General features: G+C 69.5%; 17 protein-coding genes. 12 read left to right on the top strand and 5 right to left on the bottom strand.

The window, feature by feature from the left end; genetic code table 11:
• The first annotated feature begins 97 nt into the window (after window positions 1–97).
• Complete coding sequence (locus ABN034_RS26600) at window positions 98–859, top strand: phytanoyl-CoA dioxygenase family protein (protein WP_349693706.1); 762 nt, start codon at window positions 98–100, stop codon at window positions 857–859.
• Window positions 856–1,803 (top strand): NAD-dependent epimerase/dehydratase family protein, encoded by a 948-nt coding sequence (locus tag ABN034_RS26595; protein WP_349693705.1) that lies wholly within the window; start codon window positions 856–858, stop codon window positions 1,801–1,803. Before ABN034_RS26600 ends, ABN034_RS26595 begins: the two co-directional genes overlap by 4 nt.
• A gap of 29 nt (window positions 1,804–1,832) precedes the next feature.
• On the opposite strand, the gene ABN034_RS26590 is transcribed toward ABN034_RS26595, so the two are convergent.
• The gene (locus ABN034_RS26590) at window positions 1,833–2,435 is read right to left on the bottom strand and encodes a TetR/AcrR family transcriptional regulator (RefSeq protein ID WP_349693704.1); all 603 of its coding nucleotides are present in this window, start codon (window positions 2,433–2,435) and stop codon (window positions 1,833–1,835) included.
• 75 nt (window positions 2,436–2,510) lie between these two features.
• On the opposite strand from ABN034_RS26590, the gene ABN034_RS26585 reads away from it, so the two are divergent.
• Both ABN034_RS26585 and ABN034_RS26580 read left to right on the top strand, forming a co-directional pair.
• A complete protein-coding gene (locus tag ABN034_RS26585; RefSeq protein WP_349693703.1) occupies window positions 2,511–3,686 on the top strand; it encodes a cytochrome P450 in 1,176 nt (391 codons plus the stop codon).
• Complete coding sequence (locus tag ABN034_RS26580) at window positions 3,683–4,324, top strand: class I SAM-dependent methyltransferase (protein ID WP_349693702.1); 642 nt, start codon at window positions 3,683–3,685, stop codon at window positions 4,322–4,324. The genes ABN034_RS26585 and ABN034_RS26580 overlap by 4 nt, the downstream gene beginning before the upstream one ends.
• A gap of 55 nt (window positions 4,325–4,379) precedes the next feature.
• On the opposite strand, the gene ABN034_RS26575 is transcribed toward ABN034_RS26580, so the two are convergent.
• Window positions 4,380–5,045 carry an ArsR/SmtB family transcription factor gene (locus ABN034_RS26575; RefSeq protein ID WP_349693701.1) on the bottom strand — a complete coding sequence of 222 codons (666 nt, stop codon included), beginning with the start codon at window positions 5,043–5,045 and terminating at the stop codon, window positions 4,380–4,382.
• Between the two features lie 81 nt (window positions 5,046–5,126).
• Here ABN034_RS26575 and ABN034_RS26570 point away from each other — a divergent pair, with 81 nt between their 5' ends.
• The 3 genes from ABN034_RS26570 to ABN034_RS26560 all read left to right on the top strand — a co-directional run bounded on the left by ABN034_RS26570 (window position 5,127) and on the right by ABN034_RS26560 (window position 8,338).
• Window positions 5,127–6,488, top strand: a complete 1,362-nt coding sequence (locus tag ABN034_RS26570; RefSeq protein ID WP_349693700.1) for an MBL fold metallo-hydrolase — start codon at window positions 5,127–5,129, stop codon at window positions 6,486–6,488.
• Entirely contained in the window at window positions 6,485–7,750 is a 1,266-nt protein-coding gene (locus tag ABN034_RS26565; RefSeq protein WP_349693699.1) for an MFS transporter, read from the top strand. The genes ABN034_RS26570 and ABN034_RS26565 overlap by 4 nt, the downstream gene beginning before the upstream one ends.
• An 87-nt stretch (window positions 7,751–7,837) precedes the next feature.
• Window positions 7,838–8,338, top strand: coding sequence for a maleylpyruvate isomerase N-terminal domain-containing protein (locus tag ABN034_RS26560; protein ID WP_349693698.1), 501 nt, complete (start codon window positions 7,838–7,840; stop codon window positions 8,336–8,338).
• A gap of 195 nt (window positions 8,339–8,533) precedes the next feature.
• Here the strand turns inward: ABN034_RS26560 and ABN034_RS26555 are convergent, their stop codons facing one another.
• Window positions 8,534–9,001, bottom strand: coding sequence for an MFS transporter (locus ABN034_RS26555; RefSeq protein WP_349693697.1), 468 nt, complete (start codon window positions 8,999–9,001; stop codon window positions 8,534–8,536).
• Between the two features lie 75 nt (window positions 9,002–9,076).
• The gene (locus ABN034_RS26550) at window positions 9,077–10,444 is read right to left on the bottom strand and encodes an FAD-dependent oxidoreductase (protein ID WP_349693696.1); all 1,368 of its coding nucleotides are present in this window, start codon (window positions 10,442–10,444) and stop codon (window positions 9,077–9,079) included.
• A gap of 103 nt (window positions 10,445–10,547) precedes the next feature.
• On the opposite strand from ABN034_RS26550, the gene ABN034_RS26545 reads away from it, so the two are divergent.
• Window positions 10,548–11,423, top strand: a complete 876-nt coding sequence (locus ABN034_RS26545) for a helix-turn-helix domain-containing GNAT family N-acetyltransferase (protein ID WP_349693695.1) — start codon at window positions 10,548–10,550, stop codon at window positions 11,421–11,423.
• 155 nt (window positions 11,424–11,578) lie between these two features.
• Here the strand turns inward: ABN034_RS26545 and ABN034_RS26540 are convergent, their stop codons facing one another.
• A complete protein-coding gene (locus ABN034_RS26540) occupies window positions 11,579–11,923 on the bottom strand; it encodes an ArsR/SmtB family transcription factor (protein WP_349693694.1) in 345 nt (114 codons plus the stop codon).
• Between the two features lie 82 nt (window positions 11,924–12,005).
• On the opposite strand from ABN034_RS26540, the gene ABN034_RS26535 reads away from it, so the two are divergent.
• The 4 genes from ABN034_RS26535 (at window position 12,006) to ABN034_RS26520 (ending at window position 15,230) form a co-directional block, all read left to right on the top strand.
• The gene (locus tag ABN034_RS26535; RefSeq protein ID WP_349693693.1) at window positions 12,006–13,091 is read left to right on the top strand and encodes a flavin-containing monooxygenase; all 1,086 of its coding nucleotides are present in this window, start codon (window positions 12,006–12,008) and stop codon (window positions 13,089–13,091) included.
• 88 nt (window positions 13,092–13,179) lie between these two features.
• Entirely contained in the window at window positions 13,180–13,872 is a 693-nt protein-coding gene (locus ABN034_RS26530) for an arsenate reductase/protein-tyrosine-phosphatase family protein (protein ID WP_349693692.1), read from the top strand.
• A 3-nt stretch (window positions 13,873–13,875) separates the two neighbouring features.
• The gene (locus ABN034_RS26525) at window positions 13,876–14,448 is read left to right on the top strand and encodes an arsenate reductase ArsC (protein WP_502879096.1); all 573 of its coding nucleotides are present in this window, start codon (window positions 13,876–13,878) and stop codon (window positions 14,446–14,448) included.
• A complete protein-coding gene (locus ABN034_RS26520) occupies window positions 14,445–15,230 on the top strand; it encodes an aquaporin (protein WP_349693691.1) in 786 nt (261 codons plus the stop codon). Before ABN034_RS26525 ends, ABN034_RS26520 begins: the two co-directional genes overlap by 4 nt.
• Window positions 15,231–15,239 lie beyond the last annotated feature (9 nt).

Here is a 15,239-nt window from a genome sequence, read left to right as displayed (position 1 = left end):
GAAGGGCTCTGCGACCGCGCCGATTTGCGAAAAGCCGGATCACGTCGGCCAGACAAACTATTCAGCCGTCAAGAGAAAGCTTCCGAAGGAGAATCACATGCTGGAGGCATTCCAGGATCAAGGGTATGTCGTCTTTCCTGGATTCCTTGACAAGGCAGAAATCGACACGCTGAAGGCAGCCGTGGACCGGCATGTGTCGGCGCAACCGCGGCGGCATGCGTATGAGGACGAGCACATCGGCGCACTCATCTGGCATCCACGGGTGAGCGAGATGGTCGACGAGCTCATGGGTGGACGGTACGTGTTCCATCACATCCATGCGGCCCGGCACGACGCCGGCATGGAGGGGGTGTCGTGGCACCAGGATTACGAGCAGTACCCCCAGACCAACCGCTCGCACCTCATGGTGCACGTGTTCTTCTACCTCAACGGGCTCAACGGCACGATCGGAGACCTGCTCTTCGTGCCCGGCTCCCACCGGTTCGCCACGGACAGCCACGCGCTGACCTTCCTCGGCGACTCCGATCTCCCGGGGATGGTCACCGTCGACGACGTGCCGCCTGGTTCGGTCCTGATCGTGCACTCGGGGATGTGGCACGCACGTCGCGCCAAGCCGGGCGGCGAGGACAGCCCGCGCTGGTTCGTCGATGCGTCCTACTGCCAGTCGGGGGTCAGGTGGCCGTCGTACCGGGCGTCGGGCATGCTCGCCGACCTGCGGGGGCGACATGTGGCGGCTGGCGGTACGCGTCCGTGGCTCTTCGACGAGTCGCAGTTCTTCGACGCAGCCCGGGCACGCGAGCTGTCGGGAAGCCTCGAAGGCAGCGTGCTGCTCGACCTTCCGCAGTGGAAGACCCCATGAGGCTGCTCGTCACCGGCGCGACCGGCAAGGTGGGCCGGGCCCTCATCGACAAGCTCCACGGCAGCTGTGAGATCCGCGCGCTCTGCCACAACAGACCCCTCGATGTCCCCGGTGTCGAATGTGTCTTCGGGACAATCGCCGACCGGGAGACTGCCCGCCGGGCCATGGCGGACGTGACCCACGTCGTTCATCTGGCCACCTGCAAGGAGACGCCCGACGAGATCATGGACGTGGCCGTCAAGGGCCTGTTCTGGCTGCTCGAAGAAGCGCGGGAGAGCCCGACCAGCCAGCGGTTCGTCCTCGTCGGTGGCGACGCCGCCGTCGGTCATTTCGTCTACAAACACCCCGGCCCGGTGACCGAGACACAGCGGCACACCGCCTACCAAGGGTGTTACGCACTGTCGAAGGTCCTCGAGGAGGTCATGCTCGAGCAGTACCAGATCGCCTACGGCCTGAACGCCACCTGTCTACGGGCGCCCTGGATCATGGAGCGGGACGACTTCCGGTACACGCTCTCGTTCGGTCCCGACCAGTTCGGTGGACCGGCGTGGCGCGAGCTCGTGGACGGCGACGTCCCGGAGCAGGCTGTCCCGCTCGCGCTGGACGCCGACGGCGCGCCGCTGAAGCGCAACTTCGTTCACGTCAGCGATCTTGTCGAAGCGATCGCCCTTGGGTTGGAACACCCGGCCGCCGCCGGCCAGACGTTCAACATCTGCATGGACGAGCCGGTCAACTACCAGCACGTGGCGGAGTACCTCGCCGAAACACGCGGTCTGCCCATCGTCAAGGTGCCGACGCCCTACCACTCGACCTGGCTGGACAACACGAAAGCGCGGCTCCTGCTCGACTGGAGGCCGCGGTACGACACCGAACGCCTCATCGAGGACGCCTGGACCTACCAGCGAAGTCCAGACGATCCCCGCATCGTCTGGTACCCGGGATAGGTACAGGTCGGCGACCTCTCGCCGCCTCCTCACCCTTTCGACCTGGCGCCGCCCTGCGCGGCCTGGATCACGCCCTGGATGGCCTGGGAGACGCAGCCGGCGGCGGCGTCGGGATCGGGCTGGCCGGCGTCCAGCCAGGCTATGACCGCTTCGAGGGTGACGGTTGGCACCAGGAGAGCCGCCCAGTCGCGCCAGGGACCTTGGGGGATCGCGGCGGAGAGGTGCCGGAGAGCGATGTCGGTGGACGCCGAACGCAGGGAGTCGACCACGTCGCGGAACTCCGGCTCCCTCGCGGCGAAGCGGAACAGCAGCCGAAATCCGTCCGGTTCGGCGGCGGCGGCACGGAGGAGCGCGGGGATGCTGGTGTCGTCGTAGTTGTCGGTGCCCACGGTGGCGGCCAGCCGGGCGCGTGCCCGGTCGAGCACGGCGCGGTAGAGATCGTTCTTGGACTCGAAGTGCCGGTAGAGGATCACGTGGGTGATGCCGGCCTCGGTGGCGATGTCGTTGAGACCTGTGGCGGCGTATCCAGCACGGGCGAACGCGCGGGTGGCGGCCTCGAGGATCTGCTCCCTGCGTTCGGCACGGGGCAACCGTCGGGGCGTTGGCCGCACCGCTTCCCGGTCGACAGCCATGTCGGGCCTCCTCTTGTAGAACCAGAACTATACAACTACCTTTGTTAAATCGAACTTATACACACTGGAGGCCGCATGGACACGAAGGCTCAGCTGCCGTTCGAGCAGACGCATCCACTCGACGTCGCACCAGCTCTGCGCGCGCTGCAGTCAGACGGCACGGTGCATCGGGTGCGCACAGCGGTCGGCGACAAGGCCTGGCTGGTCACCGGCCACGCCGAGGTACGACGGCTGCTCGCCGACGACCGGCTCGGCCGGTCCCATCCCACGCCGGAGACCGCGGCTCGCACCGGTGAGTCCGTGCTGTTCGGCGGGCCGCTGGGCAACTTCGCCACGGAGGCAGTCGACCATGCGCGGATGCGTTCGCTGCTCCAGCCGCACTTCTCCCCCAGGCACATGCGTTCCCTGCGACCACGGGTCGAGGCCCTGGTCACCCAGTTGCTGGACGAGATGGCCGGGAAAGCTCCCCCGGTGGATCTGGTCGCTGCCCTGGCCCTTCCGTTGCCGATCCTGGTGATCTGCGAGTTGCTCGGCATTCCCTATGAGGACAGGGACCAGTTCCGCGCCTGGACCCAGGCAGCCGGCAACGTGCGCGACCGGGACCGCTCTGTGCAGGGTATGGCTGAGCTGTTCGGCTACGGCAAACGGCTGGTCGCCGACAAACGTCGGCATCCCGGCGACGACGTGATCTCAAGGCTGTGCGCCACCGATGGCGTCTCGGACGACGAGGCGGCGGGCCTGTCGATGGCGTTGCTGTTCGCCGGCCACGAGACCACCGTGGTCCAGATCGGTTTGGGCGCCCTGCTGTTGCTCGCCAACCCCGACCAGTGGCGGGCCCTGCTCGACGATCCGAGTCTCACCTCGAACGCCGTCGAGGAGATCCTGCGGGCACCCGGCAAGGGCGGCACCGGCATCCCCCGCTACGCACGAACCGACCTGGAGATCGACGGTGTCGCTGTCCGGGCCGGCGACCTCGTCCTGCTGGACAACGGCGCCGCCAACCATGATCCGACTGTCTTCGCCGACCCAGATCGGGCGGACGTCAGTCGTCAGGCGGCCGCGCACCTCACCTTCGGCCACGGAGCCCGCTACTGCATCGGCGCGCCCCTGGCGCGGATCGAGCTGCAGGCGGTGTTCGCCCAGCTTCTTCCCCGGTTCCCGACCATGCGGCTGGCCGTCGGCGTGGAGACACTGCGGGTACGCCAGGACGTTCTCACCGGCGGGCTCGTCGAACTGCCGGTGACCTGGTGAACACCGTGGCAGTCCACCACCCGATCTTCGCGCGGCTCTACCCGGCGATGAGTGCCGCGATGGACCGCGGCGGCATAGCCGAGCATCGGCACGCGCTGCTCGAGGACGCGAGCGGCGTCGTGGTCGAAGTCGGCGCCGGCGACGGCCGAAACTTCGCGCATTATCCGGCTGGCGTCTCCAGGGTCCTGGCGGTGGAACCAGAACCGCACCTACGACGCCTCGCCTCCAGCGCCGCCGCCCGAGCGCCGGTCCGGGTGGAGGTCGCCGACGGACTCGCCGAGCACCTCCCCGCCGGCGACGGCAGTGCCGACACCGTTGTCGTCTCACTCGTGCTGTGCTCGGTCCGCGACCAGGCCAAAGCGCTGGGCGAGATCCGTCGCGTCCTCACATCCAGCGGACAGCTGCGGTTCCTCGAACACGTTCGCGCGGACACGCAAGGCATGGCGCGACTCCAGCGTGTCCTCGACGCCACCATCTGGCCCCGGCTGGCGGGCGGCTGCCGCACCGGCCGCGACACCATCGCCGCCATCGAAGGCGCCGGTTTCTCCGTCGACAAACTCGAGAGGTTCCGCTTTCCTGACGCCCGGATCCCGACGTCGTTCCACATCGTCGGCACCGCCACCCCGACCCAGGCGTAGTGACCGGAAGACGTCCCTTTCGTTCACCTCTGTGGGCCAGGCAGCCGCCGCGGCCTCAGCACCTCGGAGCCGTGGCGACCGGCAGGTCCGCAAGCCGCCATTCGAGCATCCCGTCGGCGAGTCGGCGGGCCCGCCGCCCACGGCTGGACAGCAGCCGGACCGCATCGTGCGCCATGACGCAGAAGGCGCCGCGACAGTACGCAACGACATCCTGGTCCACCGGGATGTCGGCGAGCCTGTCGGCCAGGTCCTCCACGGGGATGGAGACGGCGCCGGGGATGTGGCCCGCGTCGTACTCCTCCCGGGGCCGTACGTCGAGCACGACCACGTCAGCTGCCTCGACCCGACGTAACAGCTCGGCCCTGGTGACCTGCTCGGTGTCCGGTCCCAGATATGCCGCCCGTGCGGCCTCCACGTCGGGTAGCCGATCGCGCGCCACAACCCGGAGGAGTGCAAGCAGCGCGGCGACGTCGGCGCCGGCGAGCCGGTAGTGGATCTTGGTGCCCTCCCGCCGGGTCGCCACCAGGTTGGCCTGCCTGAGCGTCTGCAGGTGCGCCGATGTCGTGGTCAGTCCCAGATCGGCGGCCCGGGCGAGCGCCTCGACGGTCCGCTCGCCCTGGGCGAGCAGGTCCAGCAACTCGAGGCGCTTGCCGCTGCCCAGCGCCTTGCCCACGCGGGCGAACGCGTCGAGAAGCGTCGCCTTCGCCGTACGGTCAGCCATCGACGTTCCTCCAATCTTCTTTGGAATACTGTATAACAGGGTGCGGGGAAGGTGGACGTACGTGTCGAGGAGGGACCACAGATGACCTCGCTTGATGTCGTGCCAGTGATCGACGAAGGGCTCGGCAACTCGACCTACCTCGTCGATCTCGGAGACGGGCGGGCCCTGGTGGTCGATGCCAGCCTCGACCTGCGTTCCACCCGGCGGGTGGCCGAGCGAAGACGGCTGACGCTGGCCTTCGCCGCGGAGACACACCTGCATGCCGACTTCGTGTCGGGTGCCCACCAGCTGGCAGCGACCGACGGGACCACCGTGGTCGCCTCAGCTGCCGGGAACCGCGACTTCCGCCACACCGGACTGCGTGACGAGGAGGAGGTCGACCTCGGCGGTCTGCGACTGCGCGCGCTGGCAACACCTGGCCACACACCCGAACACGTGGCGTTCCTCCTGCTGGATGGCGACTCTCCGGTCGGGGTGTTCACCGGTGGGTCGCTGCTGGTGGGCGCCGCCGCACGGACCGACCTGATCTCCCCTGGACGGACGGAGGCCTTGGCCCGCCAGCAGTACGCATCCCTCCACCGGTTGGCAGCCCTTCGCGACGACGTGCAGGTGTGGCCCACCCACGGGGCGGGCTCGTTCTGCTCCGCCCCGCCGGGCGCCGAGCGCGCCAGCACCATCGGACGGGAGAAGGCCACCAACCCGCTGCTCCGCGCCGGTGACGAGGACGCCTTCGTCGCGGCACTCCTCGGATCGCTCGGCAGCTTTCCCCCGTACTTCCTCCGCCTCGCCGAGGTCAACCGCCGCGGGTACGAACTCCCGCCGGGCGAGCCTCAGCTCCGGCCGCTCGACGTCGACGCCGTGCGGAGGTTGCTTGCCGAAAGCGCCCAGGTCGTCGACGTACGCCCGGTTCAGGAGTTCGCCGCCGGCCACATTCCAGGCGCGGTGTCCATCCCGCTGCGGCCGGCGTTCGCCTCCTGGCTGGGCTGGCTCACCTCCCCCGACCAGTCACTGGTCATCGTGCGCGGAGCCGATCAGGACCCCTCGGAGATCGCCTGGCAGGCAGCCAAGATCGGCTACCCCATGCTCGCCGGAGAACTCGCCGGCGGAGTGGTGTCCTGGACAGCCGCCGCGCAGCCCCTCGCACGGACCACGCTCCTCCACGCCGACCAGCTCACGAACCGCAAGGTGCTCGACATCCGCCAGACCTCCGAGTTCGTCTCCGGGCACCTGCCCGGAGCCACCCACGTCGAACTCGGCTCACTCACCACACACGTCGACGACGTGCCAGCCGACCCGCTGGTGGTGATGTGCGGACACGGCGAACGCGCCATGGGCGCGGCCAGCCTGCTCCAGGCCCACGGCCACACCGACGTCGCGGTCCTGGAGGGCGGACCAGACGACTGGGCCCAGGCCACCGGACGCGACCTGGCGACCGGCGCATGACCACCACCAGACCCACCGTGCAGCTGGGGCTCCGCGCCAACCTTGCCCAGTTCAGCCTCCTCGTCGCCGTCAACGCCCTGGTCGGCGGAGTGCTCGGGCAGGAACGCACCGTGCTGCCACTCCTCGGCGAGCAGGTGTTCCACCTTGCCGGCTACACCTTCCTGCTCACCTACGTCCTCGCCTTCGGCATCACGAAGGCCGCCACCAACTACGTCGCGGGAACCTGGTCGGACCGCTTCGGCCGCAAACCCGTGCTCCTGTTCGGCTGGCTCGTCGCCCTTCCGATACCCCTGCTGCTGATCTGGGCGCCGAACTGGGGATGGATCGTCGCGGCCAACGTCCTTCTCGGCATCAACCAGGGCCTGACCTGGTCCACCACCGTCATCATGAAGATCGACCTCGCCGGCCCGCACCGCCGCGGCCTGGCCATGGGTCTCAACGAAGCCGCCGGCTACGCCGCGGCCGCGGCGACAGCCGTCGCCACCGGATATCTCGCCGCCCGCTACGGACTCCGCCCAGCCCCCTTCCTGCTCGGCGCGTCCTACATCGCACTCGGCCTCGGCCTGTCCGGCGTTCTCGTCCGGGAGACCCGCGACCATGCCCGCCACGAAGCCAGCACCCACACCGCTCGCGCCGACGGACGGCACGACCACCTGCACGCCGACCTGACCAACCGGCAGGTCCTCGTCCACACCAGCCTGCGCGAACCCGCACTGTCCGCGGCAAGCCAGGCCGGAATGGTCAACAACCTCAACGACGGCCTGGCCTGGGGACTGTTCCCACTCCTGTTCGCCACCGCCGGCATATCCGTCTCCGACATCGGCATCCTGAGCTCACTCGTACTCGCCGTCTGGGGGTTGGGCCAGCTCATCACCGGCCCCCTGTCCGACCGCTGGGGACGCAAACACCTCATCACCGCGGGAATGCTCATCCAGGCCGCCGCACTCGCGGCGATCGCCACCGTCGACACGTTCACCACCTGGGCGATCGCCGCAGCGGTGCTCGGCGCCGGCACCGCCATGGTCTATCCCACCCTGCTCGCCGCCATCGGCGACGTGGCCCACCCCGCGTGGCGAGCCCGCGCCGTCGGCGTCTACCGGCTCTGGCGCGACGGCGGATTCGCCGTCGGCGCCCTCCTCGCCGGCATCATCGCCGACCTCGCCGGCATCCGCGCCGCCATCTGGGCCGTCGCCGCCATTACCGCCGTCTCCGGAGTCATCGTCGCGATCCGCATGTACGAAACCCACCCACGCACCAGCTGACAACGTCGCCCCGAACTCGCACCGCATCACCCTCGGGGCAGGTGACGAACGAGGCGGCCAAGGCGCAAGTCGCAAGGCTCGCAGAGCGTGAAGTGTCTGCCAACGACGCTGGGCGGGGCGAGCTACTACGGTACGGAAATGGAGATTTTCGCCAGCCTCGAGGCCGAGTACGACCGGCTGGACAGCATCTTTGCGGGGCTGTCCGAGGAGGACTGGAACCAGCCGTCGGGACTGGCCGGCTGGACGAACGTCGACGTGCTGCTGCACCTCGCCCAGACCGAGGAATCGGTGGTGTCCACCCTGACCGGCACCCCCGCGGCAGCATCCGGCGGGCAGCCGCTGATCAATGGTGTGTACGCATTCCGCCTCGCTGGCAAGGAACCGGCACCGATCCGTGCCGACCTCACTGGACCCGACGGCGAGATCTGGCAGTTCGGCCCGTCAGACGCCGACTCGGTCATCGCTGGCTCAGCCGGGGCCTTCTGCCGCGTCGGCGCCCAGCGACTAGCCGCAGAGAACTCGGGCCTGACCATGACCGGCCCGCACGCGGAGTCCGCACTGAGGCTGCTCCGCAACTACGCGGCCTGACGCCCAGGACTCGCAGATACGTCGGCCACCGATCCTTTGACGGCGGCGCGTCCTATTGCGACCTGGCTGTGCTGGCTGCCGCGAGTCGGGTGTAGCCGAGGCGGCCGAGGACCTGACCGGCCCCGCCGAGGCCGAGGGCCCAGGCAGCGGTGGCGGTGGACAGACCCCGTTCGATCAGGAGTGGGACGAGGCCGATCAGGACGGCGAAGGCGGCGAAGTGGCGAGGCTCATGGCCGCGGCAAGGGCGAGGAAGGCGCGGCTTCGGGCAACTCGGTCCGGGGAGTGGTGGACGTGCCCATGCGCCTCTGTCGTCGGGTGGGGCCAGGCACCGCGGAGGCCGATGGCGTGGGCGGGGATGGTGATGGCTGCGAGGACGATGGCAAGTGTGACGTAGGTGCGGCGCCAGTCCAGCTGGTCGGCGAGCGTGGCGGTGAGGGGCGCGAAGATGGTGCTGGCCAGGCCGGCGACGAGGGTGAGGGCGGCGAGCGCGGTGACCCGCCGCGGTCCCCACCATCGGGTGAGCGCGGCGAACGCGGGTTGGTAGAGGACGGCTGCCATGGCAAGGCCGGCGGCAGTCCAGGCGGCGAAGAACCAGACCAGGTTTGGTGCCGCGGCGATTGCCACGACTGACGGTGCGGCGAGGACTGAGCCAGCGGTCATCACCGGCCGCGGGCCCGGCCCGCGTCAGGACGCCGGGCCGGGCTACTACCGGCCCCGTCTCAGGCACCGGCGACAGCCCTACCGAACGGCGGGCGCCGTGAGGGCTGGTTCGATCGCCACGTCGGCCGGGCCGTTCGTTGGTCCGCAACAACCGGCGCCGGCATCAGCCGTCGTGCCGGCACTGGTCGCCGTGGTCTCGTCGAACAGTCCCGCACCCCCGCACACTCCGGTCTCGGGGAGTACGAGTTCCACGCGGTCGGCGGAGGCCTGGTCGCCGGCGAGGGAGGCCACGATCGAACGCACCTGTTCGTACCCGGTCATCGCCAGGAAGGTGGGTGCACGCCCATAGCTCTTCATCCCGGCCAGGTACAGGTTGGGCTCGGGCTGGGCGAGTTCGTTGACGCCATGTGGGTAGACGCTCCCGCAGGAGTGGACGTTGGGGTCGATCAGCGGGGCCAGCTGTCGCGGCGACTGCAGAACGGGGTCGAGGTCGAGACGTACCTCGGACAGCCAGGACAGATCGGGACGGAAGCCGGTCAACACCACGACCTCGTCTACCGGGTCGAGGCGGTGGCCGTCGAACGACTCCAGAACCAGCCCGCCGCCATCGGCGCGTTCCATGGAGGCGGTCCGGAACCCGGTGACGGTCTGGACGTGCCCGGCCTGCGCGGCCGCCTTGGCGCGTTCGCCGAGGGCGCCACGGGCGGGAAGCTGGTCGGCGTCGCCGCCGCCAAACACGTTGCCCACGGCGCCACGGCGCAACAGCCAAACGACCTGGGTGTCCGGGTGCTCGTCGGCAAGACCGACGAGAGCCACCAGCGCGGTGAGCGCGGAGTGTCCGCTGCCGGCGATCGCTACCCGCTTACCGGCGTAACGGGCCCGGACCGCGGCGTCGGCCAGATCGGGCACCCGGTAGCTGATCTGCTCGGCCGCGGCGTGTTCGCCCAGGGCCGGGAGGCCGTCCCCGCCGAGCGGGTTGGGGGTGCTCCAGGTGCCGGAGGCGTCGATCACCGCCTGGGCCGTGATGCGGTCGCCGCCCTCTTCGGTAGCGACGTGGACAAAGAGCGGTTCGGTCGCGCGGCCGGCGTCGACCAGACGGTCCCGGCCGCGGCGGGCGACGCCGACCACACGGGCGTTGAACCGGACCCGCTCCCCCAGCGCCGCCGCCAGCGGCTGCAGATACCTCGTCGCCCAGTCGGCGCCGGTGGGATAGGTCGCCGGGTCGGGACGCTGCCACCCGGTCGGCCTGAGCAGCCGCTCCGCCGCCGGATCGATCAGCTCCGCCCACGGCGAGAAGAGCCGGACGTGATGCCACTGCGCGACCGCCGAACCCGCCCGCTCACCGGCTTCGAGTACCACCGGGTCCATCCCTCGCTCGACCAGCTCGGCCGCCGCGGCCAGGCCCACCGGCCCAGCGCCCACCACCACCACCGGATGCCCATTCATCGCATCTCTCCCCTTTCATCGACCACCATCGATCGAACTGTCTGGGACTCTATCGACGCCTATCGATTGACGCAACCATCGATGCGAGTCGATAATTGGTGACATGGTGACGACCCCGCTCGAGGTTCCGTTGCTGTCGGCACAGCAGGCGTCGACGTATGCGGACTGGTTCGCCTGCCTGGCCGAGCCCATGCGGGTGCGGCTCCTGCACGCCGTGGCGACCGCCGGCGGCGCGGTCACCGTGGGCCAGTTGACCGAGGATCTGGGCATCAGCCAGTCGACCTGTTCGCACCACGTACGCAAGCTCGCTGAGACCGGTTTCGTCCTCCTCCACAAGCGCGGGACCGCCACCATGGTGGCGGTGAACCCCGCCTGCTGCACCGGACTGCCGCACGCGGCCGACGCGGTGATGGGTGCGATCGCGCCCCGACCCTGCTGCCCCGAGGACCTGCCCGCAGACGTGTCCGTACGCGAGCTGACTGCCGGCGACTGGGCCGATGTGCGCCGGATCTACGGCGAGGGCATCGCGACCGGCGACGCGACGTTCGAGACCAGCGTCCCGCCGCGGGCCACGCTCGACGCGCAGTGGCTACCCGGACACCGGTGGGTCGCCGAGATCGATGGCCAGGTCGCCGGATGGGCCGCCGCAAGCCCGACCTCGACCCGCGCCTGCTACCGCGGCGTGGCCGAGACCTCGGTCTATGTGAGCGAAGAGTTCCGCGGCCGCGGAGTCGGCAAAACCCTGCTCCACAAGCAGGTCACCGCCGCCGACGATGCCGGGCTGTGGACGTTGCAGACCTCGATCTTCCCGGAGAACCGGGCAAGCATCTCCCTGCACCACTCCGCCGGCTACCGCACCCTCGGCGTCCGGGAACGCATCGCGCAACACCACGGACGTTGGCGCGACACCGTGCTCCTCGAACGGCGGCACGACGACGAGGCCATCCAGGCGTGCCCGAATGGCGAAGGCGGCGGCTGACAATGCCGCGTTCAGCAACTCGACCGGGTTCAGCAACTCGACCGGGTTCAGCAGCAGGACCGGGTTCAGCAGCAGGACCGGGTTCAGCAGCAGGACCGGGTTCAGCAGCAGGACCGGGTTCAGCAGCAGGACCGGGTTCAGCAGCAGGACCGGGTTCAGCAGCAGGACCGGAGGTAGGCCTGTAGGTCTGCCAGCGCGGCGATGGACCCTTCCCGGTCGGATCGGTAGTACACGACCTTCCCCACCCTGCGGGAGGTGACGATCCGGCCGCGGCGAAGGATCGCCAGGTGTTCAGAGGCTGTCGACTGACCGATGCCTGCCCGCTCGGCGACCTCCCCCACCGACAGCTCCGCCCCCCGAGCGAACAGCATCATCACCTGCTGACGCGTCGGGTTGGCGAGTGCCTTCAAGAACTCGTGGGTGGCCTCGCCGATCTCGACAATCTCACCGCTTCCGCCCGCGGCGTCCACGCCGCACCCCTGGACCGCTGGATCGGCCATCACACCGCCTCCCCTCGACGTCGACCCTACCAATTCACATCGTCAATTTGCCATATCGCGAAATGACGATACGTTGGCTGGCGTGACTCTGACTGACTCCGATCCCGTGGTGATCATCGGTGGCGGCCAGTCCGGCCTCGCCGCCGCCCGCGCCGTCCGCGACGCCGGGCTCCGTCCTATTGTTCTCGAGGCAGGCGACCGGCCGGTCGGCTCGTGGCCGCACTACTACGACAGCCTCACCCTGTTCTCACCCGCCGGCTACAGCGGCATGCCCGGCCAGGCGTTCCCCGGTGACCCCGACCACTATCCGCACCGCGACGAGGTGGTCTCCTACCTGCACGGCTACGCCGCCGGACTGGACGTGGAGATCCGCACCGGCCACCGGGTCGGAGCCATCGAGTCCGACGGCACCGGGTTCCTCGTCCACACCGGCGCCGGCAGCGACACCATCCGGGCCGCCGCCGTCATCGCCGCCAGCGGCTCGTTCGCCACGCCGTACTCACCCGCCATTCCAGGCCAGGAGAGCTTCACCGGCGAGGTGATCCACGTCGCCGACTACCGCAACCCCACGCACTACAACGGCAAGCGGGTGGTCGTGGTCGGCGCGGGGAACTCCGCCATCCAGATCGGGCACGAACTCGCCCAGGTCGCCACCGTCACCCTCGCCACCCGCCATCCGATCAACTTCCTCCCGCAACGACGCCTCGGCAGGGATCTGCACTACTGGCTCGCCGTTTCCGGCTTCGACTACCTCCCACCCGCATGGCTCGCCAAGATCGTCCAGCAGACCCTCGTCCTCGACACCGGCAGTTACGCCGCCGCTCTGCACGACGGGCTGATCGACCGGCGCCCGATGTTCACCGCGTTCGACCACGATCAGATCGTCTGGGCCGACGGAGCCACCGAAGACGTCGACGCGGTGATCTTCGCCACCGGCTACCGGCCCAACCTCGGCTACCTTCAGCCCCTCGGCGCGCTCGACCCCACCGGTGCCCCACTGCATGCCGGCGGCATCTCCGCCACCCATGCGGGCCTTGCCTACGTGGGGCTGGAGTTCCAGCGGTCCTTCTCCTCCAACACTCTGCGCGGCGCCAGCCGAGACGCCGAGTACGTCGTCGGCCCACTCGCGGCGCACGTGCGCGGCGCGGCCGTAGCCGTCGGACTCTAGGGATGACCCGTGGCGCGAGCGTTCGCCTGACGTCCGCACCACCGCCCGACCTTGACGGGCGGACTATGACTCACCGAATATTGAGTCAATGTCTACTGAGCGACTTTCGCTGGCGGGGCGGGCACGGGTGCATGCCGCGCTCGGCGAGCCCGCCCGGCTGGCGATCGTCGACGCCCTCGCCGTCGGTGACGTGTCCCCTGGGGAGATCGCCGACCGCCTGGGGCTGGCCACCAACCTCGTCGCCCACCACGTGCAGGTGTTGCAGGACGCCGGCGTACTGGTCCGCACCCGCTCCGAAGGCGACCGTCGCCGCACCTACCTGCGCCTGGTACCCGGCGCCATCGCTGCAATAGCCCCGCCTCCGCTCGCAGCGACGAGCCGGATCCTGTTCGTCTGTACGCACAACTCGGCGCGCTCCCAGCTCGCGGCAGCTATGTGGCCACAGCGCAGCTCCATCCCGGTGGTCTGCGCCGGCACGCAGCCCGCCGCGCGGGTGCATCCCCGCGCCGCTCGGATCGCCCGTCGGCATGGGCTGTCCCTTGCCCGCGCCCGCACCGCTCACGTCGCGGACGTGCTCCGGCCCGACGATCTCGTCGTCGCTGTCTGCGACACGGCCCACGAACACCTCGCGACTGCTGACTCCGACCGCCTGCACTGGTCGGTCCCCGATCCCGCAGGAGCCGACACCGATGAGGCGTTCGAGTCCGCCTACGCCGAGCTGGCCGAACGGATCGACCGACTCGCACCCGCGCTCGTCCCACCACCGAGGCCAGGAGCCTGATCCATGACCGACCGCACCGACCATCGCATCGCCGCGCCGGTGAACCGCACCGACACCGACGACGAACCCTCCGAGTACCGACGCAACGACCTCACCATCGACCAACGGCGAGCCTTCGCCCGGCAACGCCTCGCCGCGCTGGCCAGGGTCGAAGACCGAAGCCACGACGACCGGCCCGTGGTCCTGTTCCTGTGCGTCCACAACGCCGGACGCAGCCAGATGGCCCTGGGCTTCTTCACCGACCTCGCCGGTGATCGCGCAGTCGCATGGTCCGGCGGCTCCGAGCCCGGAACGGAGATCAACCCCTCCGCCCTCGCAGCCATGGCCGAGCGCGGCATCGACATCTCCAGAGAATTCCCCAAGCCCTGGACCCAGGAAATCGTCCAGGCCGCCGACGTCGTGGTCACCATGGGCTGCGGTGACGCCTGCCCGCTCTTCCCCGGCAAGCGTTACGAGGACTGGTCCCTGGACGACCCGGCCGGACAAGACCTCGAGTCGGTGCGCCCGATCCGCGACGAGATCGAACGCCGAGTCAGGCACCTGCTCGCCGGGCTCAACGTACCCACCACCCGATGACCGCAGAAGTGCCAACCGCCGCGACTCCGCCACTCAGCCGGCGGCTCGTCGCCGAACTCCTCGGAACCGGCCTGCTCGTCACCGCCGTCGTCGGATCCGGCATCGCCGCGTCCCGCCTCTCACCGAACGACACCGGCCTGCAGTTGCTGGAAAACTCGATCGCCACCACGTTCGCGCTCGCCGTCCTCATCCTGACCTTCGGACCGGTGTCCGGCGCGCACTTCAACCCGGTGGTCACTCTGGTCGACTGGTGGCTCCGGAGGCGCACCGGCGCCAATCTGTCCGGTCAGGTCGTCGGCGGCTACATCGCCGCCCAGGCAACAGGTGGTGCGCTCGGCGCGATCCTCGCCAACCTGATGTACACACTCCCTCCCGTGTCATGGTCGACCACCACCAGAACCGGGCCCCACCTGTGGCTTGGCGAAATCGTCGCCACCGCGGGCCTTGTCCTGCTCATCTTCGCGCTCGTACGAACCGGCAGACAGGCCGCTGCACCGGCCGCCGTCGGCGCCTACATCGGCGCGGCCTACTGGTTCACCTCCTCCACCTCCTTCGCCAACCCCGCGGTCACCCTCGGTCGCGCCTTCACCGACACCTTCGCCGGCATCTCGCCAGCCTCGACGCCACCCTTCATCGCCGCACAGCTCGTCGGGGCAGCCGCCGGCACCGCCCTCCTCGCCGTGCTGTACCCCCGCACCGAGCACGCCCACGCAGCCAAGGCGAGCAATGGGCACCCTCACGCCAGAGAGGGCAGTGCGCGCTCGGACCCCATCGGGCGCTGACAAGTGGCG

This window comes from Actinopolymorpha sp. B11F2 (assembly GCF_040195635.1).
Taxonomy (GTDB): domain Bacteria; phylum Actinomycetota; class Actinomycetes; order Propionibacteriales; family Actinopolymorphaceae; genus Thermasporomyces.
Note: the sequence above shows the minus strand (reverse complement) of the source record. Positions and strands in the feature narration are given on the sequence as shown.